At 69.0% G+C, this 19052-nt stretch carries 21 protein-coding genes; 15 read left to right on the top strand and 6 right to left on the bottom strand.

The genetic code is table 11. The features are described from left to right. The first annotated feature begins 214 nt into the window (after positions 1–214). From Q344_RS0103870 to Q344_RS0103800, 15 genes are all read left to right on the top strand, one after another. Positions 215–1459 (top strand): cation:proton antiporter, encoded by a 1245-nt coding sequence (locus tag Q344_RS0103870; protein ID WP_028285510.1) that lies wholly within the window; start codon positions 215–217, stop codon positions 1457–1459. An 89-nt stretch (positions 1460–1548) separates the two neighbouring features. Then, positions 1549–2385, top strand: coding sequence for a DUF1194 domain-containing protein (locus Q344_RS0103865; RefSeq protein WP_036538288.1), 837 nt, complete (start codon positions 1549–1551; stop codon positions 2383–2385). A 65-nt stretch (positions 2386–2450) separates the two neighbouring features. Further along, positions 2451–3494: an alanine racemase gene (gene alr / locus Q344_RS0103860; RefSeq protein WP_028285508.1), complete on the top strand. Its 1044-nt coding sequence runs from the start codon at positions 2451–2453 to the stop codon at positions 3492–3494. A gap of 62 nt (positions 3495–3556) precedes the next feature. Beyond that, positions 3557–4282, top strand: a complete 726-nt coding sequence (locus Q344_RS0103855) for an MlaE family ABC transporter permease (RefSeq protein WP_409372504.1) — start codon at positions 3557–3559, stop codon at positions 4280–4282. Continuing rightward, positions 4279–5016, top strand: coding sequence for an ABC transporter ATP-binding protein (locus tag Q344_RS0103850; protein WP_028285506.1), 738 nt, complete (start codon positions 4279–4281; stop codon positions 5014–5016). Before Q344_RS0103855 ends, Q344_RS0103850 begins: the two co-directional genes overlap by 4 nt. After that, positions 5016–5468, top strand: a complete 453-nt coding sequence (locus Q344_RS0103845) for a paraquat-inducible protein A (protein WP_036538285.1) — start codon at positions 5016–5018, stop codon at positions 5466–5468. Before Q344_RS0103850 ends, Q344_RS0103845 begins: the two co-directional genes overlap by 1 nt. A 173-nt stretch (positions 5469–5641) precedes the next feature. After that, on the top strand, positions 5642–6367 hold the full coding sequence (locus Q344_RS0103840; protein ID WP_156954624.1) for a DNA repair protein: 726 nt from the start codon (positions 5642–5644) through the stop codon (positions 6365–6367). A gap of 40 nt (positions 6368–6407) precedes the next feature. Continuing rightward, the gene (gene radA / locus Q344_RS0103835; protein WP_028285504.1) at positions 6408–7775 is read left to right on the top strand and encodes a DNA repair protein RadA; all 1368 of its coding nucleotides are present in this window, start codon (positions 6408–6410) and stop codon (positions 7773–7775) included. Positions 7776–7811: 36 nt separating this feature from the next. After that, positions 7812–8372 carry a CvpA family protein gene (locus tag Q344_RS0103830; RefSeq protein WP_028285503.1) on the top strand — a complete coding sequence of 187 codons (561 nt, stop codon included), beginning with the start codon at positions 7812–7814 and terminating at the stop codon, positions 8370–8372. A gap of 238 nt (positions 8373–8610) precedes the next feature. Next, entirely contained in the window at positions 8611–10077 is a 1467-nt protein-coding gene (gene purF, locus Q344_RS0103825) for an amidophosphoribosyltransferase (protein WP_028285502.1), read from the top strand. Positions 10078–10643: 566 nt separating this feature from the next. After that, positions 10644–10958 carry a hypothetical protein gene (locus Q344_RS23040; protein ID WP_051630251.1) on the top strand — a complete coding sequence of 105 codons (315 nt, stop codon included), beginning with the start codon at positions 10644–10646 and terminating at the stop codon, positions 10956–10958. A 32-nt stretch (positions 10959–10990) separates the two neighbouring features. After that, on the top strand, positions 10991–11635 hold the full coding sequence (locus Q344_RS0103815) for an SDR family oxidoreductase (RefSeq protein WP_028285501.1): 645 nt from the start codon (positions 10991–10993) through the stop codon (positions 11633–11635). A 225-nt stretch (positions 11636–11860) separates the two neighbouring features. Then, positions 11861–12643, top strand: coding sequence for a 5'/3'-nucleotidase SurE (surE, locus tag Q344_RS0103810; protein ID WP_028285500.1), 783 nt, complete (start codon positions 11861–11863; stop codon positions 12641–12643). Then, positions 12640–13284, top strand: coding sequence for a protein-L-isoaspartate(D-aspartate) O-methyltransferase (locus Q344_RS0103805; protein WP_028285499.1), 645 nt, complete (start codon positions 12640–12642; stop codon positions 13282–13284). The genes surE and Q344_RS0103805 overlap by 4 nt, the downstream gene beginning before the upstream one ends. A 115-nt stretch (positions 13285–13399) precedes the next feature. Then, a complete protein-coding gene (locus Q344_RS0103800) occupies positions 13400–14617 on the top strand; it encodes a peptidoglycan DD-metalloendopeptidase family protein (RefSeq protein ID WP_028285498.1) in 1218 nt (405 codons plus the stop codon). Positions 14618–14886: 269 nt separating this feature from the next. On the opposite strand, the gene Q344_RS0103795 is transcribed toward Q344_RS0103800, so the two are convergent. The 6 genes from Q344_RS0103795 to Q344_RS0103770 all read right to left on the bottom strand — a co-directional run bounded on the left by Q344_RS0103795 (position 14887) and on the right by Q344_RS0103770 (position 18994). Beyond that, complete coding sequence (locus Q344_RS0103795; protein WP_028285497.1) at positions 14887–15729, bottom strand: ATP-binding protein; 843 nt, start codon at positions 15727–15729, stop codon at positions 14887–14889. After that, complete coding sequence (gene tatC / locus Q344_RS0103790; protein ID WP_028285496.1) at positions 15722–16618, bottom strand: twin-arginine translocase subunit TatC; 897 nt, start codon at positions 16616–16618, stop codon at positions 15722–15724. Before tatC ends, Q344_RS0103795 begins: the two co-directional genes overlap by 8 nt. Beyond that, positions 16615–17151, bottom strand: coding sequence for a Sec-independent protein translocase protein TatB (gene tatB, locus Q344_RS0103785; protein ID WP_028285495.1), 537 nt, complete (start codon positions 17149–17151; stop codon positions 16615–16617). The genes tatC and tatB overlap by 4 nt, the downstream gene beginning before the upstream one ends. Positions 17152–17187: 36 nt before the next feature. Next, the gene (locus tag Q344_RS0103780; protein ID WP_028285494.1) at positions 17188–17403 is read right to left on the bottom strand and encodes a twin-arginine translocase TatA/TatE family subunit; all 216 of its coding nucleotides are present in this window, start codon (positions 17401–17403) and stop codon (positions 17188–17190) included. Between the two features lie 200 nt (positions 17404–17603). Further along, positions 17604–18578, bottom strand: a complete 975-nt coding sequence (gene htpX / locus Q344_RS0103775) for a zinc metalloprotease HtpX (RefSeq protein ID WP_028285493.1) — start codon at positions 18576–18578, stop codon at positions 17604–17606. A 182-nt stretch (positions 18579–18760) separates the two neighbouring features. After that, positions 18761–18994 (bottom strand): acyl carrier protein, encoded by a 234-nt coding sequence (locus Q344_RS0103770; RefSeq protein ID WP_028285492.1) that lies wholly within the window; start codon positions 18992–18994, stop codon positions 18761–18763. Positions 18995–19052 lie beyond the last annotated feature (58 nt).

Raw genomic sequence — 19052 nt, 5'->3', positions numbered from 1 at the left:
TGCTGAAATGAACGGTCTGAAAATTTTCTCTCTCAATGGTTGAGTTGTATCACATATTTTCCCGTAAATGAATATGTCGCGGGCGGATGGCGCGGCGGATGCGGTGCGGTTGGCGGAATTTCACCGGTCCCCCGCAGGGGCCGCCGCACAAACCCCCGCCCCGTCAGTCGCCCCCTCCGGGAACCGCGGGCACCTGGCGGGGTTGCCTTACCCCATGGACGACTTCTTCGGGTTCACCTCCTACCACATTCTGCTCGCCATCACCGGCGGCGCCCTGCTGCTGTCGTGGTGGCTGCCGATGAAGCTGTTCCGGCATCCGCCGGCCGGATCGGCGATCCTGATGCTCGTGGGGCTGGTCGCCGCGCTGATCTTTCCCGATGCGACGGCCTTCCTCGACCCGTCCGAGAACCCGAAGATCTGGGAGATCACGGCCGAGATCGTCGTGATCGTCGTGCTCTTCGCCACCGGGCTGAGGATCGACGACCTGCGCAACCTGCAGCACTGGCGACCGACCATCGGCCTGCTGGCGATCACCATGCCGTTGACCATCGCGGCGGTCGCCTTCCTGGGCTGGTGGCTGGCCGGGCTGACCGTCGCGGGGGCGCTGGTGCTGGGGGCGGTGCTTGCCCCGACCGACCCGGTCCTTGCCGGCGACGTGCAGGTCGGCCCGCCGCTCGAGGGCAAGGAGCATCCCGTCCGCTTCACCCTGACGACCGAGGCCGGGCTGAACGACGGGCTCGCCTTCCCCTTCGTCTACCTCGCCCTGCATGTCGCGGTGCAGCCCGAGGGCGGCTGGTTCACGGAATGGCTGCTGCTCGACATGATCTACCGGATCGTCATGGGCGCGGCGCTCGGCGCGGGGATCGGATGGATCGTCGCCCAGCTCCTGTTCTCGGGCGTGCGCCACACGCGGCTGGCCGATGCGGGGCCGGGATCGCTTGCGCTCGGCGCCGTGCTGTTGGCCTACGGGCTGGTCGAGCTGGCCGAGGGCTACGGGTTCATCGCCGCCTTCGTCGCGGGCATCGTCTGCCGGCGGGGCGAGCTGGAGCACCGGATCCACCAGCGCCTGCACGTGTTCTCGGATTCCATCGAGCAGGCGGCGACCTCGATCCTGCTGGTGCTGCTCGGCAGCCTGATGCCATTGCTCTGGAACGAGCTCGACTGGCGCCATTCCCTGATCGGCTTCGGCCTGCTGCTGGTGATCCGTCCCCTCGCCGGGCGCATCGGTCTGGTGCGCTCCGGCATGCGCGACGGCGAGCGCTGGCTGACCGCGTTCTACGGCGTGCGCGGCATCGGTTCGGTCTACTATCTCGCCTATGCCGCGAGCCATATCGAGTTCGTCAACGAACGCGCGCTCTGGGCACTGGTGGTCTTCGTCGTCTTCGCCTCGACGGTGATCCACGGGCTGACCGCCCGCTGGGCCGTCGGCCGCATCCTGCCCGAGGACGACGCTGCCTGAAGCGGCGGCGGCCTCGTACGGCCATTCACCTTTCCGTGCAATCGAAGGTAGCGCTGGACAGGCGCGGGTGACGCAGGGACAGTTGGGCCATGCTCAGGGCGTTTCTGCTATCACTGGCGACGCTGCTCGGCGCCCCCGTTGCCGCGCAGGTGGAGCCCTACGATCCCGCCTCGGTCGAGGTCGATGTGGAGCTTCTGCTTCTGGTCGACGTCTCGCGCTCCATGACGCCGAACGAACTTGAAATCCAGCGCCGCGGCTATGCGGAGGCGCTGGTCTCCGACGCGGTGCTGAATGCCATCGGCGCGGGTTTCCTAGGCCATATCGCCATCGCCTATGTCGAATGGGCGGGCAGCTATTCGCAGCGGGTGGTCAACGACTGGGCGGTGATCGGCAGTCTCGCCGACGCGCAGGCCTTCGCGCAGCGGCTGGAAAGCCATTTCTCCACCGGCATGCGGCGCACCTCCATCTCGTCCGCCCTGACCATGGGCGCCGCGATGTTCGACGACAACGGCTTCACCGGGCTGCGGCGGGTGATCGACATCTCGGGCGACGGACCCAACAACGACGGCATGCCGGTCCTGTCGGCCCGCGACGCGGTGCTGGCACGGGGGATCACGATCAACGGCCTGCCTCTGATGACGCAGGAAGGGATGGGCAGCCACTGGCAGCTCGAGGATCTCGACCTCTATTACACCGATTGCGTGATCGGCGGCACGGGCAGCTTCGTCATCCCGGTCGACGACTGGTCCGAATTCGCCGCCGCCGTGCGCCGCAAGCTGGTGCTCGAGATCGCGGGGCGTCAGCCCGACCCGGTGCCGCCGCAGGCGCGCCGCGCGCGGGTGCTCAGGGTGCAGTCGGGCGGCGGCTACGATTGCCTCGTGGGCGAGAAGATATGGGAAAACTACCGCAACAACTGGGAACCCTGACCTGCGGTTGAAAAGCGGCGCTTTGTCCCTTGCACCCCCCTGCCGCTCCGGTCAGAAACGCGGGCATGGGAACGGGACAGCTTACCATCGACCTCGACGCGCTGATTGCCAACTGGCAGGCGCTGAACGCATTCTCCGACGACCGGGTCGAGACCGCCGCGGTGGTCAAGGCCGACGGCTACGGGCTGGGCGCGGGCCGCGTGGCAAAGGCGCTTGCCCGCGCGGGCGCACGCCGCTTCTTCGTCGCCGTGGCCGAAGAAGGCGCCAAGGTGCGCGAGGCGCTCGGGCCGGGGGTCGAGATCAACGTCTTCGGCGGACACATGCGCGGCGACACCGACATGATCCACGACCTCGACCTCGTGCCGATGATCAACTCGCTCGACCAGATGCTCCGCCATGTGGAGGCCCTGCCCGGCCACCGCTTCGGCGTGCAGCTCGACACCGGGATGAACCGGCTCGGGATGGAGCCCGCCGAATGGCAGGCCGTCCGCGGGATCGCGGAAGAGCAGAGCCTCACCATCGTCATGTCGCACCTCGCCTGCGCCGACGAACCCGACCACCCGATGAATCCGCAGCAGCTCAAAACCTTCAAGGCGATGACCGAGGGGCTCGACGTGCCGCGTTCGCTCTCGGCCACCGGGGGCATCCTGCTGGGATCCGACTATCATTTCGATCTCACCCGGCCCGGCATCGGCCTCTATGGCGGCCGCCCGTTCGAGCAGGCCCATCCGGTCGCGCATCTCGACCTGCCGGTGATCCAGACGCGCGAGCTCGCCGCGGGCGAGACGGTGGGCTACGGCAACACCTGGACGGCAGAGGCGCCCTGCCGCATCGCCACCGTCTCGGCCGGCTATGCCGACGGGATCCAGCGCATCATGGGGCCGATGACCGCGATGTATTTCGGCGAGACGCCCTGCCCGATCCGCGGCCGCATCTCGATGGACCTGATCGGCGTCGACATCACCCACCTTCCCGAGGTGCCGGACCGGCTGAGCCTGCTGGGCCACCGGCAGGGGGTCGACGACCTCGCCGACAATGCGGGCACCATCGGCTACGAGATTCTCACCCAGCTCGGTCACCGCTACACGCGGCGCTACGCGGGCGGCTGAGCATGGCGGTCCTCACACGCCCCCTTGCCGCGGTCGGGGCACGGGTGCTGGCCCTGTTCGCGATGATCGGACGGGTGACGCTGTTCTTCCTCGAGACGCTCAGCCATGTCGTCCGGCCGCCGTTCTACGCGCGCGAGCTGGGCGTGCAGGTCCTCCAGATCGGCTGGCTCTCGCTGCCCGTCGTCGGCCTGACCGCGGTCTTCACCGGCGGGGCGCTGGCGCTCCAGATCTACGCCGGCGGCGCGCGTTTCGATGCCGAGGCGGTGGTCCCCCAGATCGTCGCCATCGGCATGGTGCGCGAGCTTGGCCCGGTGCTCGTCGGGCTGATGATCGCGGCGCGGGTGACCTCGTCCATCGCGGCCGAGATCGCGACGATGAAGGTGACCGAGCAGATCGACGCGCTCGTCACGCTCTCCACCCACCCGATGAAATACCTCACGGTGCCGCGGGTCCTGGCCGCGCTGATCACGGTCCCGGTGCTGGTCGGCGTGGGCGACATCGTGGGCATCTTCGGCGGCTACCAGGTCGCGACCGGCACGCTGGGCTTCAACCCGGCGACCTACCTCAAGAACACGGTCGATTTCCTCGAGCCGCTCGACGTGATCTCGTCGCTGGTGAAGGGCGCGGTCTTCGGCGTCATCGCCGCCGTCATGGGCTGCCAGGCGGGCATGAACTCGGGCCGGGGCGCGCAGGGCGTCGGCCGGGCCACCAAGTCCGCGGTCGAGGCGGCGGCGGTGATGATCCTGGCCGCGAACTTCCTCCTGACGGGGGTGTTCTTCTCGCTATGATCCGCTTCGACGATGTCCACAAGAGCTTCGGCCGGAACCATGTCCTTCAGGGCATGACGCTGGAGGTTCCGAAAGGCACCTCGATGGTCATCATCGGCGGCTCGGGCACCGGCAAGTCCGTGGCGCTGAAATGCGTCCTCGGCCTGATCCGGCCCGACAGCGGCACGATCACCGTGGAGGGCGCGAGCAAGGACCGCGACGCCTTCCTCGCCCGGTTCGGGATGCTCTTCCAGGGCGGCGCGCTTTTCGATTCGCTGCCCGTCTGGCAGAACGTCGCCTTCCGCCTGCTGCGCGGCGCGCTCAAGCGCCCCAAGGCCGAGGCGCGGGAGATCGCGATCGAGAAGCTGCGCCGCGTGGGCCTCGCGCCCGAGGTGGCCGACCGCCTGCCCGCCGAGCTGTCTGGCGGGATGCAGAAGCGCGTCGGGCTCGCCAGGGCCATCGCGGCGGACCCCGAGATCATCTTCTTCGACGAACCCACCACCGGGCTCGACCCGATCATGGCCGGCGTCATCAACGAGCTGATCCGCGAGATCGTGACCGAGATGGGCGCCACCGCCATGACGATCACCCACGACATGAGCTCGGTCCGGGCCATTGCCGACGACGTGGCCATGCTGCACGGGGGCAAGATCCGCTGGACCGGACCGGTCGCGCGGATGGACGACAGCGGCGATCCCTACCTCGACCAGTTCATCCACGGCCGCGCCGAGGGCCCGATCCCCGCGGTGCGCTGATGCGCCTGCCGGTCGCGGCCTCGCTCGCGCTCCTGGTGCTCTACCCCGTCGCCTGGACGGCCCCGCTGATGCGTGCCGGGCTGCTGCCGCTCTTCGGCCTGTCCGAGATCAGCGTGCTCTCGGGCCTCGCCTCGCTCGCCGGGACGGACCCGGTCCTGGCCGCGCTCGTGGCACTCTTCGCGCTGGCCGCGCCCTATGCCAAGACGCTCGCCCTGCTCGCCGTCCAGCTGGGCCGCGCCGGGCCGCGGACGCTGGCGCTCGCCGAATGGGCCGGACGCCTTGCGATGGCCGATATCTTCCTGATTTCGCTCTATATCGCGATGGCCAAGGGCATCGGTGTGGGACGGGTCGAAACCGCCTGGGGCCTGTACCTTTTCAGCGGATGTATTCTTGCCAGCCTGGCCCTGTCCTGGGCCACCGGACGGGCGCTGAAGGCAGCCCCCCGGCGCTAAGCGACTGACCCTTCGGAACTAAAATATTCAAGTCGTGTTATACTATCGGCAATTCTTTGCCGAATCATTTATCGCCAGACTTAGGGGTCGCCAGCGTTATGGTCACGCAAGCTCACACAGGTCCGTCGGGGACCGCGTCGCTCATCCTCACGAAAATCATCCAGCCGGTCACCATGGGCGTCATGCTCCTGCTGGCCCTCGGTTTAAGCCTTGCGGTGGCGCTTGCCGCCTTCGGGGTCATCGCCTGGCCGGAACTGCCGCTGATGTGGAACGGCGCGCCGGTCGAAGGCGCCGGCATGTGGGCGATGATCGGGCTTGCCGCCTTCTTCGTGGCGCTCTGCGCCTTCCTGCCGATGAGCCACCGCGTGATGTCGCTGGAAAGCGCGCATCGTGACTTCCGGATCTCGATGCATGACGTGGCCCATGCCTATGTCACCGCCCATGCCGCCGACCGCGCCGGCGCGTTCCGGCTGAGCCACGAGTTCGACGCCGTGCGCGAACGCCTCGCCTTCCTGCGCGACCATCCCGACCTCGGACGGCTGGAGCCGGACATCCTGGAGGCCGCCGCGCAGATGAGCCAGATGTCCCGCGAACTGGCCGATACCTATTCCGAGGAGAAGGTCGAACGCGCCCGGACCTTCCTCAAGCAGCGCCAGGAAGAGATCGAACAGTTCAACGACCGGCTCGAGACCGCCAAGGCCGTCACCCGCGACCTGCGGCACTGGCTGGAAGCGGTGGAGCTGGACGAGAGCGTCGCGCGCAGCCAGCTGGACCGGCTCAGGGCCGAGCTGGACGACATCCTGCCCGAGCTGAACATCGGCCTGAACGCGGCGATCCGGAAAGAGACCGGCTCCGCCGGCAACGTGGTGGGCCTCGGCGTCAAACCCGCCGCCGAATAGGCCCGGTTGACCCTGTCCGCGCCGCGGGGCAAGAAGCCTCATGGCGCGGGCGAACACCTCCTACACATGCACGGAATGCGGCGCGGTCCACTCCAAGTGGTCCGGCCAGTGCGATGCCTGCGGGGCGTGGAACTCGATCACCGAGGAAACGCCGCTCTCCGCCGCCGCCGGGACCCAGTCGCTGGGCGCCTCGCGCGGCAGGACGATCACCCTCACCGACCTCTCGGCGCGTGAAGCGCCCCTGCCCCGGACGCAGAGCGGTCTGGCCGAGCTCGACCGCGTGCTCGGCGGCGGGCTGGTGCCCGCCTCGGCAATCCTGGTGGGCGGCGATCCGGGGATCGGGAAATCGACGCTGCTGCTTCAAGCCGCGGCGCATTTTGCCGCGCGGGGGCTGAAGACCTTCTACATCTCGGGCGAGGAAGCGGCCGCGCAGGTGCGGATGCGGGCCGACCGGCTGGGGCTTTCGGACGCGCCCGTGCAGCTCGCCGCCGAGACGGTGCTGCGCGACATCCTGACCACGCTGGACGCCGAGCGCCCGGACCTCGTGATCGTCGACTCGATCCAGACCATGTGGTCGGACAGCGTGGGCAGCGCGCCGGGCTCGGTCAGCCAGGTGCGCGCCGCGGCGCACGAGCTGACCGCCTTCGCCAAGCGCCGCGGCTCGGCCGTGATCCTCGTCGGGCATGTCACCAAGGACGGGCAGATCGCCGGGCCCCGGGTCGTCGAGCACATGGTCGACACGGTGCTCTATTTCGAGGGCGAGCGCGGGCACCAGTTCCGCATCCTGCGCGCGGTCAAGAACCGCTTCGGCCCGGCTGACGAGATCGGCGTCTTCGAAATGACCGGCCGGGGTCTGTCGGAGGTCGCGAACCCCTCGGCGCTTTTCCTGTCGGACCGCGGCACGCCTGCGCCGGGCTCGGCCGTCTTCGCCGGGATCGAGGGCACGCGGCCCGTTCTGGTCGAGATACAGGCGCTCGTGGCCCCCACGCCCCAATCGCAGCCCCGACGCTCGGTCGTGGGCTGGGACGGCGGGCGACTCGCGATGATCCTCGCGGTGCTCGAGGCGCGCTGCGGCATCCCCTTCACCGGGCTCGACGTCTACCTGAACGTCGCGGGCGGGCTGAAGATCGGCGAGCCCGCGGCCGACCTCGCCGTCGCCGCCGCGCTGCTTTCCGCGCGGGAGGACACGGCCCTGCCGGCGGAATGTGTCGTTTTTGGCGAGATTTCCCTGTCAGGCGCCCTCCGTCCGGTGGGTCAGGCCGAAAACAGGTTGAAAGAGGCGGCGAAACTTGGTTTTTCATCGGCCATCGCGCCGGCCGGAGGCAAGCCGGGCGGTGAGAGCGGTCTGAAGGTCACACGGATGACCGACCTGACCGCCTTCGTAGGCGAGATCTTCGGCGCGGGCTGATCCCCGCGCACCGTTGCAAGGAAGTACGGGAGCGTTATGGAAGGCTTTACCCTCATCGACGGCGTGGTGGCCGCAATCATCGTGCTGTCGGCCATCCTGGCCTATTCGCGTGGCTTCCTGCGCGAGGTGCTGGCCATCGCGGGATGGGTTGTCGCCGCCATCGTGGCCTATATCTTCGCCCCGGCGGTGATGCCGCTGGTCAAGGAAGTCCCCTTCCTGGGCGATTTCATCTCGGACAGCTGCGAGCTCTCGATCATCACCGCCTTCGCGGCGGTCTTCGCCGTGGCGCTCGTCATTGCCTCGCTCTTCACGCCGCTCTTCTCGTCGGTGGTCCAGCGCTCGGTTCTGGGCGGGCTCGACCAGGCGCTCGGCTTCTTCTTCGGCGCGGCGCGGGGCGTGCTGCTCGTGGCCATCGCCTTCTTCGTCTACGACACGGTGCTGACCTCGCAGGACATCCCGATGATCGACGACAGCCGCTCGGCGCAGGTCTTCGCGCAGGTCACCGGACGGATCAACGACGAGGATCCGGCGCAGGCGCTCGGCTGGATCACCACCCAGTACGAAGGCCTCGTCGGCGCCTGCGACCAGCCGACCTGATCGCTGGACGATTGCGGATGCGCGGCACGGCCCCCCCGGGCGCCGTGCCGTTTGCGTTTCGCCCCGGCCCTGCATGCCGCCGCCCTGCCTGACCTTGCGTCACCCTGGCGCACAATCCGGGCGTGGCGGACAAGGTTCTGTGATCCTTTCGTGACATACCGGCCCGGACGTCTTAACTAGGGCCCAGGACGCGATAGGATTCGGAGCCGCTCCCTTGTCCAGCAACCAGCCTGACACCGTGACCAAAGATCTTCCCCGCCACCCGTGGGACGACGACGACAAGCTGCATGAGGAATGCGGCGTCTTCGGCACCATCGGCGTGACCGACGCGGCGAGCTTCGTGGCCCTCGGGCTGCACGCGCTCCAGCACCGCGGGCAGGAGGCCGGCGGGATCGTCACCTACGACCCGTCGCACGGGTTCAACTCGGCCCGCCGCTTCGGCTACATCCGGGACAACTTCACGTCGCAATCGGTGATGGAGACGCTGCCCGGGATGCTCGGGATCGGCCATGTGCGCTATTCCACCTCCGGCTCCAAGGGCGCGACGCAGATCCGCGACGTGCAGCCCTTCTTCGGCGAATTCGCCATGGGCGGCGCGGCCATCGCGCATAACGGCAACATCACCAATGCCGAGTCGCTGCGGCGCGAGCTGATCGAGCGCGGCTCGATCTTCCAGAGCTCCAGCGACAGCGAATGCATCGTCCACCTGATGGCGCGGTCGCTCCAGAAGGCCCTGCCGGAACGGATGGAGGACGCGCTCCGCCGGGTCGAGGGCGCCTTCGCCGTCGTGGCCATGACCGCGACCCAGCTGATCGGCGTGCGCGACGCGCTCGGCGTGCGGCCGCTCGTGCTGGGCCAGGTCGGCGACGGCTGGGTGCTGAGCTCCGAGACCTGCGCGCTCGACATCATCGGCGCGACCTTCGTGCGCGAGATCGAGCCGGGCGAGATGGTCGTCATCACCGACCAGGGGATCGAGAGCCGCCGGCCCTTCCGCCAGCAAAGCCCCCGGTTCTGCATCTTCGAACATGTCTATTTCTCCCGCCCGGATTCGATCCTCGGCGGCCGCTCGGTCTATGAAAGCCGCCGCCAGATCGGCGTGGAGCTGGCCCGCGAGGCGCCGGTGGATGCGGATCTCGTCTGCCCGGTGCCCGATTCCGGCACGCCCGCGGCGATCGGGTTCTCCCAGGAAAGCGGTATCCCCTATGCCATGGGGATCACCCGCAACCAGTACATGGGCCGGACCTTCATCGAGCCGACCGAGCAGATCCGGAACATGGGTGTCCGCCTGAAGCTCAACGTCAACCGCGCCCTGATCAAGGACAAGCGGGTGATCCTGGTGGACGACTCGGTGGTGCGCGGCACGACCAGCCGGAAGATCAAGGAGATGATCCTCGACGCCGGCGCCAAGGAGGTGCATTTCCGCATCGCCTCCCCGCCGACCGCCTGGCCCTGCTTCTACGGCGTCGACACCCCGCAGCGCGAAAAGCTGCTGGCCGCGACCATGTCCGAGGAGGAGATGCGCGAACATCTCGCCGTGGACAGCCTGAAGTTCATCTCGCTCGACGGGCTCTACCGCGCGGTCGGTGAGGCCAATGGCCGCGACAACAAGTGCCCGCAATATTGCGACGCCTGTTTCTCGGGCGAATACCCGGTCGAACCCGCCGACATGATCGAGAAGGGGTTCGAGCTGAAGGCGGCGGAGTGACCGCGCCCGCGGATCACCACCCCTGCCTCGCCCCTGTCGCACCGGAGCGCGCGCATCCTCGCCGCGCTCCGCAGCCGCCGTCCGGATCGCCTGCCGCAGGCGTCCCGGCTGATTTCCTGCGCGATGCCCGCTTCCGCCTGCCATCCCGTCGGGTGGACGGGGCACCAGGCGATCTCTCCGCTCTGCGTCACCGCCCTGTCCGGCCTCGCCCCGCCGCCGGAATGGCTCGGGGCCGAGTGCCGCGCATTGCCTGACCGGCCAAGCCGCCTGATCGCCCCGCCATTCGCCGACAGGGAAGGCACCGGCCAAGCCTGAGCGCCTCACGGCCGCTCACGAAACCCTCCGGCAAACGTGACACTTTTTCCCCTCGGATCAAGCGATTGCGGCGTATTGGCGCCGGCGTAGGCGGCCTGCGTCGCGGCATGCCGCCGATGACCCAGCGTCAACGTCCGAGGCCCGGTTTGCAGACCCGCCCGCAGTCCTTAGGTGAACCCCGTCGCCGCCCGCCGACCCTTCGCTCAAACCGGAGGCGGGCGCGTGTGACGGACACTTCCACCGGTAGAGACATGCCCAAGATTTCCCTCCGGCCGCGCCTGCGGCCCGCAAACCTCGATACCGCACCGCGTCCCGATCCGGCGAGCGGCTCCGCCGCCGATACCGCGACCGTTGCGGCCCAGTTCGATCCGACCGAGCCGCTGCTGCTCGGCACCTACGGCTCCGACAGCGACCGCCGCGCGATCCTGCGCCTGCCCAATGGCGTCGTCAGCAAGGTGACCGTCGGCGACCGGCTCGCGGGCGACAAGGTGCTCGCCATCGCCGAGGACTTCGTCACCGTGGCTCATCGGGGCAAGCTCAGGCGTTTCACCTTCCCGAGCGCTTGACTGTCGCCGAGATTGACCGCAAACCGCGCCGCATGACAACACATCCCGTCCTCGTCACCGGCGCCTCGCGCGGTCTCGGTGCCGCCCTCGCCCTCGCGCTCGCCCCCGAGCATCACGTGATCTGCGTCGCCCGCACGGTGGGCGCGCTGGAAGAGCTCGACGACCGTATCCAGGCCAAGGGCGGTTCGGCCACGCTCGCGCCGATGGATGTCACCAACCGGGACGCGATGGCCCAGCTCTGCCGGTCGATCCACGACCGCTGGGGCGGGCTTGCGCTCTGGGCGCACACGGCGGTCCACGCGCCGCCGCTGACCCCGGCCGAGCACATCGACGCCAAGGACTGGGACAAGACCATGGCGACGAACCTCGCCGCCATGGGGATCCTGATCCCCTATGTCGCCCCCCTGCTGGGGCCCGAGGCCACGGCGATCTTCTTCGACGACCCGTCGGCCGACGAGAAGTTCCACGGCTGCTACGGCGCCACCAAGCGCGGCCAGATCGCGCTGGCCCGGGCCTGGGCGCAGGAGGGCACCGTCGCCTCGCCCCGGATCCGCATCCTGACGCCGAAGCCGATGCCGACCGCGCTCCGCGCCCGGTTCCACCCCGGCGAGGACCGTGCCGCGTTGAGCGCCCCCGATACCGAGGCCGCCCGCCTGCTGGCCGAGGCCCTGGCCTGAGCGCCTCGCCCCTCGGGGCCGGGCTCTGGACCGGCCTGCACCGGACCTCCCGGCGCGGCGCCTGATCCGGGCGCCGCGGGACCGGGGGCCGAAGCGGAGAGGCCCGGAAACGCCACGTCGCGCCGCGCCCTCGCGCCACACCGGGTCACAACCCCTTACCGACCGCTTGCCCCTCGCTGACCTCTCGCCTATGCAGGCCATGGGCAGGAACGGGGGCAGACACGCATGCGCATTCTCATCACCAACGACGACGGGATCTCCGCTCCGGGCCTCGAGATCATGCAGGTCATCGCCGCCGAGCTTGCCGGTGACGCGGGCGAGGTCTGGTGCGTCGCCCCCGCCTTCGAGCAATCGGGCGTCGCGCACAAGATCTCCTACACTCACCCGATGATGGTCACCAAGCTCGGCCCCCGCCGCTTCGCCGCCGAGGGCTCCCCGGCCGATTGCGTCCTTGCGGGGCTGCATGACGTGCTGAAGGAGGAAAAGGTCGACCTGATCCTCTCCGGCGTGAACCGGGGCAACAACTCGGCCGAGAACGCGCTCTATTCCGGCACGCTCGGCGGCGCCATGGAAGGCGCGCTGCAGGGCATCCCCTCCTTCGCGCTCTCGCAATACCTCGGGCCCGAGAACTTCCAGATGGACAACCCGTTCGAGGCGGCGGCGGTGCACGGCGCGGAGCTCGTCCGCCGAATCCTCGCCGCGCAGCCGAAGGACGACGGCGACTACCGGCTGTTCTACAACATCAACTTCCCGCCCTGCCCCGCCGCCAGCGTGCGCGGCGCGAAGGTCACCACGCAGGGCTTCCGCCGCAACACCCGCTTCTCGACCCAGCCGCATTTCTCGCCCTCGGGGCGCAAGTTCCTCTGGATCCAGGGCGGCGACCAGCAGGTCCCGACCCTGCCCGGCTCGGACGCCCATGCGAACCTCGACAATTACATCTCGGTCACGCCGATGCGCGCCGACCTGACCGCCCATGACATGCTCGGGGAGCTGAAGAGCATCGAATGACCGACGAGGCCGCCGAACGGAAGATGCAGTTCCTCTACACGCTGCGCACCCGCGGCGTGACGGACAAGGCCACCCTGACGGCGATGGAGAAGATCGACCGCGGTCCCTTCGTCCGGGGCATCTTCGCGGGCCGCGCCTACGAGGACACGCCGCTGCCCATCGACTGCGGGCAGACGATCTCCCAGCCGTCGATCGTGGGGCTGATGACCCAGGCGCTCGACGTGCAGCGCCGCGACAAGGTGCTCGAGGTCGGCACCGGCTCGGGCTACCAGGCCGCGGTGCTCAGCCAGATCGCCCGCCGGGTCTACACGATCGACCGCCACGCCCGCCTCGTGCAGGAGGCGCGCAAGCTCTTCGAGGCGATGAACCTGTCGAACATCACCGCGATCCACGGCGACGGATCGCACGGGCTGCCCGACCAGGCGCCGTTCGATCGTATCCTTGTGACCGCAGCGGCCGAGGATCCGCCGGGCCCCCTATTGGCCCAACTGAAGATTGGCGGTATCATGGTCCTGCCCGTCGGTCAGTCCGACACGGTTCAGAGCCTGATCCGTGTCCGCCGCACCGAGACCGGGCTCGATTACGACGAACTGAGCCCGGTGCGGTTCGTGCCCCTCGTCGGGGGGCTTGCCCGGGAATGACGCAGAGACGACAGGCGCACGATTTGACAGTCACATGCGCAGGGTCCGGCAGGCCGGCGCACCGAACATCACCGAAAGCTCCGACCAACAGGGGCGACGCTGAGGGATCGAACAGATGAACGCTTTCCGGAACGCCATGCGGGGCCTCGCGGTCTCCGGGCTTGCCCTGACCATCGCCGGGTGCAGCAATGCGCCACGGGTCGATTACGACCTCCGGCACCACCTGAACGGCTTCTCCACCGCCGAGGCGGCCCGGATGGCCACCGCGGACCGCCCGATGCCCGACAACCGCGGCATCATCTCCTACCCGAATTACCAGGTCGCCGTGGCACAGCGCGGCGACACCGTCGCCAGCCTCGCGGCCCGGATCGGCGCCGAACCCGCCGCCCTGGCCCGCCACAACGGGCTGCGCGTCGATGACCGGCTGCGCGAGGACGAGGTGCTCTCGCTGCCGACGCGGGTCGCCGAACCGTCGCAGGCCACCGGCGCAATGACCGCCGGACCGCTGCGGCCAAGCTCGGACATCAGCTCGCTCGCGGGCGGCGCCATCGACCGCGCCGGCGACCAGAGCGTGCAGACCTCGACCCTCGCGCCCGCCGCCGCGCCCAAGCCCGCCCCGGCCCCGGGCGGCGCCGAACCCACGCGCCACCGGGTGCAGCGCGGCGAGACCGCCTATACCGTGGCCCGCCTCTACGGTGTGCCGGTCAAGTCGCTGGCGGAATGGAACGGGCTCGACGGCAATCTGACGATCCGCGAAGGCCAGTTCCTGCTGATCCCGGTCGCCAGCGCCGCGCCCGCCCAGGCCGCGCCCGCCGCGCCGGCGGTGGTGGAGGCGCCCGGCGTCGGCTCCCCGACCCCCGTGCCGCCGAGCGCGGCCAAGCCGCTGCCGGACGAGAAGACGGTGCCCGTCGCCAAGGCCAAGGCCGAGGCGAAGGCGGCCCCGCCGCCGGACATCGGCCAGGACCAGGCGGCCCCCGCCAGTTCCGGCGCGATGAGCTACCCGGTGCGCGGCAAGGTGATCCGCGAATATGCCAAGGGGCGCAACGACGGGATCGACATCCAGGCCGCGCCCGGCTCTGCCGTGGGCGCCGCCGATGGCGGCCAGGTCGCCGCGATCACCTCGGATGCCGAGGGCAACCATGTGGTCGTCCTGCGCCACGACGGCAAGCTGCTGACGATCTATTCCAACGTCACCAAGATCGCGGTGAAGGAAAAGCAGACCGTCTCGCGCGGCCAGAAGATCGCCGAGATCCCCGGCGGCGCATCGCCCTACGTACATTTCGAGGTCCGCAAGGGCCTCGAGAGCACCGACCCCATGCCGTACCTGCAATAAGGCCGGCGTCGGCGGGGGCTCTGCCCCCGTCGCGGCAGGCCGCGACTCCCCCGGGATATTTTCGGCAAGAGGAAGCAGGGGACACGTGTCCGCCCTTCCTCTGGTCAAGGGCTCCGCCCGTTCGGTGCCGAAACGCGCCACTGGCGCGTTTCCGGGAAGACACCGCACTCCCCGCCGGAGGCAAACGCGATTTGGCCCCGCCAAATCGCAAGGGATCGTGTGCGGCCCGCAGGGCCGCTCCGTTCGGACAGACACGTTGTGAGATGGCCTCAGGCGGGCAGCGCCACGCCCTTGCGACCGGCGAGGTCGGTGAAATACTGCCAGGCGACGCGCCCCGAGCGGGAACCACGGGTCGCCTGCCACTCGATCGCCTCGGCGCGCAGGGTGGCGTCGTCGATCCCGACCCCGAAGGCATCGCAATAGCCGCGGATCATCGCGAGGTAGCTGTCCTGGTCGCAGGCGTGGAAGCCCAGCCAGAGACCGAACCGGTCAGAGAGCGAGACCTTCTCCTCCACCGCCTCGGAGGGGTTGATCGCCGAGCCGCGCTCGTTCTCGATCATGTCCCGCGGCATCAGATGGCGCCGGTTCGACGTGGCGTAGAGCAGCACGTTCTCGGGCCGCCCCGCGATGCCGCCGTCGAGCACCGCCTTCAGCGACTTGTAATGCTCGTCGTCATGGCTGAAGGACAGGTCGTCGCAGAACAGCAGGAAGCGCTCCTCCGAGGCCGCCAGAAGCTCCATCAGCCGGCCCACCGTCGGCAGGTCCTCGCGCTGCAGCTCGACGATCTTCAGCCCCAGCCCCTGCCGCAGCACCTCGGCATGGATCGCCTTGACCAGGCTCGACTTGCCCATCCCCCGCGCGCCCCAGAGCAGCGCATTGTTGGCGGGCAGGCCCTTCGCGAACTGCAGCGTGTTGGCCAGCAGCGTGTCGCGCGAGCGGTCGATCCCCACGAGCAGCTCGAGCGCCACCCGGTTGACCCGCCCCACGGGCACCAGCCGTTCGGGGTTCACGTGCCAGACGAAGGCGTCCGCCGCGGCGAAATCGGGCGCGGCCAGCGGCGCGGGCGCCATGCGTTCCAGCGCCGCGGCGATGCGTTCCTGCACGTCACTCATCCTTGCGTCCGGTCTCCGCTGCGGCGAGGTCCTCGGCCTCTTCCTCCTCGACGTCGTCGACCCAGAGCCCCTGCGCCCGGAGCTCCGCCTCGCGCTTGCGCTCGACGCGGCCGACCAGGAAGATCGAGACCTCGTAGAGCCCGTAGACCACGACGAAGAGGATCACCTGCGTGATCACATCGGGCGGCGTCACCAGCGCGGCGAGCACGAGGATGGCGACGACCGCGTATTTCCGAACCGAGCGCAGCCCGGCCGAGGACACCAGCCCCGCCTTGCCCATGAGGGTCAGAAGCACGGGCAGCTGGAAGCAGAGGCCGAAGGCCACGATGAACTTGATGGTCAGCGACAGGTATTCCTGCGCCGAGCCCTGGAAGGCGATGCCGGCGATGCCGTTGCCCTCGGGCCCGCCCTCGGCGATCACCGAGCCGGGCTGCTGGAAGCCGAGGAAGAAGTCGAAGGCCAGCGGCGTCACCACGTAGAAGGCGAAGGAGGCGCCGAGCGCGAACATCACCGGCGAGGCCACCAGGAAGGGCAGGAAGGCGTTCTTTTCCTTGCGGTAGAGCCCGGGCGCCACGAAGCGCCACATCTGGTAGGCGATGAACGGGAAGGACAGGCAGAGCCCGCCCATGAGCGAGATCGAGATCGCGACGAAGAAGCCTTCCTGCAGCTTGATCAGGATCAGCCCGCAATCGCCGATCTGGCCGCGCTCGGCCAGCGCGTCGCAGAGCGGCTGGGTCAGGAAGTTGAAGATCGGGTTCCAGAAGCTGAAACAGATCACCATGCCGACGATGAAGAACAGCACGGAATAGATCAGCCGGGTCCGCAGTTCGGCCAGGTGCTCGATCAGCGGGGCGGAGCTGTCCTCCAGCTCGTCCGTCTCGATGCTCATGAAGCGGCGCCTCCCGGGGCGGCCTTGACGGGCTTGTCAGCCGCCTGGGCCGGTGCGCTGTCGCCTGCCGGGGCGGGCGCGGCGTCGGCGGCCGGCGACGTCCCGGCCGCGGCCCTGGCCGAGGCCTTCGCCACGTCGGCGGCTTCCGCGGCCGCGGCGGCCTCTTCCGCCTTGCGCTTGGCGGCGCGTTCGGCGGTGGCGGCGTGGATTTTCTTGGCGGCCTCGGCGCGGTCCTCGGCCAGCTTGCCGGTGGCGCTGCCGGGTTCCCATTTCGAGAAGTCCGTGGCCTCCTTCAGCTTGTCGAGCCCCAGCTTGCCGGGGTTGGTCGCGTCCTTGAAGGTCTTGGAGACGTCCTTGACGCCCGCCTCGTCGGCGGCCTCCTCCATCGCCCGGGTGAACTCCCTGGCCATCGCCTTCGCCTTGCCGACGAAACGTCCGACATTGCGAAACAGCACGGGCAGGTCCTTGGGACCCACCACGATCAGCGCAACGATGCCGATCAGGAGAAGCTCGGTCCAGCCGAGGTCAAACATGGTCTGTCGTCCGGATCAGGGCGTGAGGCGCGGGCCTCAGGCCTTGTCCTTTTCGGCATCCGCCGGGGTGACGTCGCGGGCATGGTCGGAGCCGTCTTCCAGCTCCTTGCTGCCGTCGCTGACGCCCTTCTTGAAGGCGGTGATGCCCTTGCCGACCTCGCCCATGAGCGAGGAGATCTTGCCGCGCCCGAAGAGGACCAGCACGACCACGGCGATCAGCAGCAGGCCGGGAAGTCCGATATTGTTCAGCATGGGTTCTGCTCCCTTGGTATGACCCGCCTCCCCGCGGGCCAAAATGTCCAACTGTATCTAATCGGTCGGTGGAGCGGATGAAAGGACCAATCAGTCACATTTCCCCGATTTGACCCGGGGCGCCGGTTTTGTCGCACAGCCGCCGGGCAGCCCGGCCGCCTGCCGTAGCGGCACCCGGGCGGAGCGACGAATCGCCCGCTTCAGCCCCAGGGCCCCTCGTCGCGGTCCGGCGTGGCCCGGCGGCGGCCCGAGCGGGGCACGTTGCTGGGCGAGGCCGGGCGCGCGGCGGGTGCCGGCTGCGGACGGGGGGCGGTGCGGCGGGGCGTCGATGCGCCCTGCCCCATCTCGGCGGCGAGCTGGCGCAACGCGGCGACCCGGTTCTCGGTCGCCGGATGCGTCGCGAAGAGCGCGTCCCGCTTGTGGGCGTGGAGCGGGTTGATGATGAACATGTGCGCCGTGGCCGGGTTGCGCTCGGCCGCCTCGTTGTCGATCCGGGACGCCCCGCGCTGGATCTGCTCGAGCGCGGCGGCCAGCCAGAGCGGATGGCCGCAGATCTCGGCCCCCGCCTTGTCGGCGGCATATTCCCGCGTCCGGCTGATCGCCATCTGCACGAGCCCCGCCGCCAGCGGCGCGAGGATCATCATCGCGAGCGTCCCGACAAGGCCCAGCCGTTCCCGCGAACCGCCGAAAAACAGCGCGAAGTTCGCCAGCATCGAGATGGCACCGGCGAAGGTCGCGGTCACCGTCATGATCGCCGTGTCGTGGTTGCGGATATGCGCCAGCTCGTGGGCGATCACGCCCGCCAGCTCCTCGCGCGAGAGGCTGCGCAGCAGCCCGGCGGTGACCGCGACGGCGGCGTTGTTCGGGTTGCGCCCGGTGGCGAAGGCATTGGGCTGCTCGGTCTGGATGAGATAGACGGCGGGCGTCGGCAGCCCGGCGTTGCGGGCCAGATCGGCCACCATCTCGTGCAGGCCCGAGCCGTCGCGCGGCCCCACGGGCTGCGCATTGTGCATCCGCAGGACCATCTTGTCCGAATTCCACCACGTGACCGCGTTCATCCCCGCGGCGACGACGAGCGCGATCAGCGCCCCGCCCGTGCCGCCCAGAAGATAGCCCAGCCCCATGAAGAGGGCGGTCATCGCGGCCATCAGGATGGCGGTCTTGAAGTATCCCATGTGTCACTCCGGTCTGCGCCGCGGCGGCGGGCGGTCAGGAGAGATATAGACAGCAAACCGGCGCCCGCAACGCACCCGCGCGCTTCAGGCGGTCACATGCCGCGGATGCGCCCGGCGGGACCCCGGAATCGAAAAGGCCCCCGCGCTGCGAGGGCCCTTCGCGACTTTTCGCTCATCGAAGCTCAGGAGGCTTCCGAGATGAACTTCACCGCGTCACCGAAGGTCTGGATGTTCTCGGCGGCGTCGTCCGGGATTTCGATGCCGAACTCTTCCTCGAATGCCATCACCAGCTCGACGGTGTCGAGGCTGTCTGCGCCCAGATCGTCGATGAACGAAGCGTTCTCGGTCACCTTGTCCTCTTCCACGCCCAGGTGGTCGACAACGATCTTCTTCACGCGTTCTGCGACATCGCTCATGAAATTACCCTCACGTCATGGGCCTTCAGCCCGTTTCTGCCCTCGCCCCTCCGGGGTC

Origin of the sequence: Pseudooceanicola nanhaiensis DSM 18065 (assembly GCF_000688295.1) — a bacterium.
Classification (GTDB): Bacteria; Pseudomonadota; Alphaproteobacteria; order Rhodobacterales; family Rhodobacteraceae; genus Pseudooceanicola; species Pseudooceanicola nanhaiensis.
The sequence above is the reverse complement of the archived record's forward strand: the minus strand, read 5'-3'. Positions and strand labels throughout refer to the sequence as shown.

Coding starts and splice junctions, on each gene's coding strand:
- Q344_RS0103870 (WP_028285510.1), top strand. CDS start 215: ATGGACGACTTCTTCGGGTTCACCTCCTACCACATTCTGCTCGCCATC.
- Q344_RS0103865 (WP_036538288.1), top strand. CDS start 1,549: ATGCTCAGGGCGTTTCTGCTATCACTGGCGACGCTGCTCGGCGCCCCC.
- alr (WP_028285508.1), top strand. CDS start 2,451: ATGGGAACGGGACAGCTTACCATCGACCTCGACGCGCTGATTGCCAAC.
- Q344_RS0103855 (WP_409372504.1), top strand. CDS start 3,557: ATGATCGGACGGGTGACGCTGTTCTTCCTCGAGACGCTCAGCCATGTC.
- Q344_RS0103850 (WP_028285506.1), top strand. CDS start 4,279: ATGATCCGCTTCGACGATGTCCACAAGAGCTTCGGCCGGAACCATGTC.
- Q344_RS0103845 (WP_036538285.1), top strand. CDS start 5,016: ATGCGCCTGCCGGTCGCGGCCTCGCTCGCGCTCCTGGTGCTCTACCCC.
- Q344_RS0103840 (WP_156954624.1), top strand. CDS start 5,642: ATGGGCGTCATGCTCCTGCTGGCCCTCGGTTTAAGCCTTGCGGTGGCG.
- radA (WP_028285504.1), top strand. CDS start 6,408: ATGGCGCGGGCGAACACCTCCTACACATGCACGGAATGCGGCGCGGTC.
- Q344_RS0103830 (WP_028285503.1), top strand. CDS start 7,812: ATGGAAGGCTTTACCCTCATCGACGGCGTGGTGGCCGCAATCATCGTG.
- Q344_RS23040 (WP_051630251.1), top strand. CDS start 10,644: ATGCCCAAGATTTCCCTCCGGCCGCGCCTGCGGCCCGCAAACCTCGAT.
- Q344_RS0103815 (WP_028285501.1), top strand. CDS start 10,991: ATGACAACACATCCCGTCCTCGTCACCGGCGCCTCGCGCGGTCTCGGT.
- surE (WP_028285500.1), top strand. CDS start 11,861: ATGCGCATTCTCATCACCAACGACGACGGGATCTCCGCTCCGGGCCTC.
- Q344_RS0103805 (WP_028285499.1), top strand. CDS start 12,640: ATGACCGACGAGGCCGCCGAACGGAAGATGCAGTTCCTCTACACGCTG.
- Q344_RS0103800 (WP_028285498.1), top strand. CDS start 13,400: ATGAACGCTTTCCGGAACGCCATGCGGGGCCTCGCGGTCTCCGGGCTT.
- Q344_RS0103795 (WP_028285497.1), bottom strand. CDS start 15,729: ATGAGTGACGTGCAGGAACGCATCGCCGCGGCGCTGGAACGCATGGCG.
- tatC (WP_028285496.1), bottom strand. CDS start 16,618: ATGAGCATCGAGACGGACGAGCTGGAGGACAGCTCCGCCCCGCTGATC.
- tatB (WP_028285495.1), bottom strand. CDS start 17,151: ATGTTTGACCTCGGCTGGACCGAGCTTCTCCTGATCGGCATCGTTGCG.
- Q344_RS0103780 (WP_028285494.1), bottom strand. CDS start 17,403: ATGCTGAACAATATCGGACTTCCCGGCCTGCTGCTGATCGCCGTGGTC.
- htpX (WP_028285493.1), bottom strand. CDS start 18,578: ATGGGATACTTCAAGACCGCCATCCTGATGGCCGCGATGACCGCCCTC.
- Q344_RS0103770 (WP_028285492.1), bottom strand. CDS start 18,994: ATGAGCGATGTCGCAGAACGCGTGAAGAAGATCGTTGTCGACCACCTG.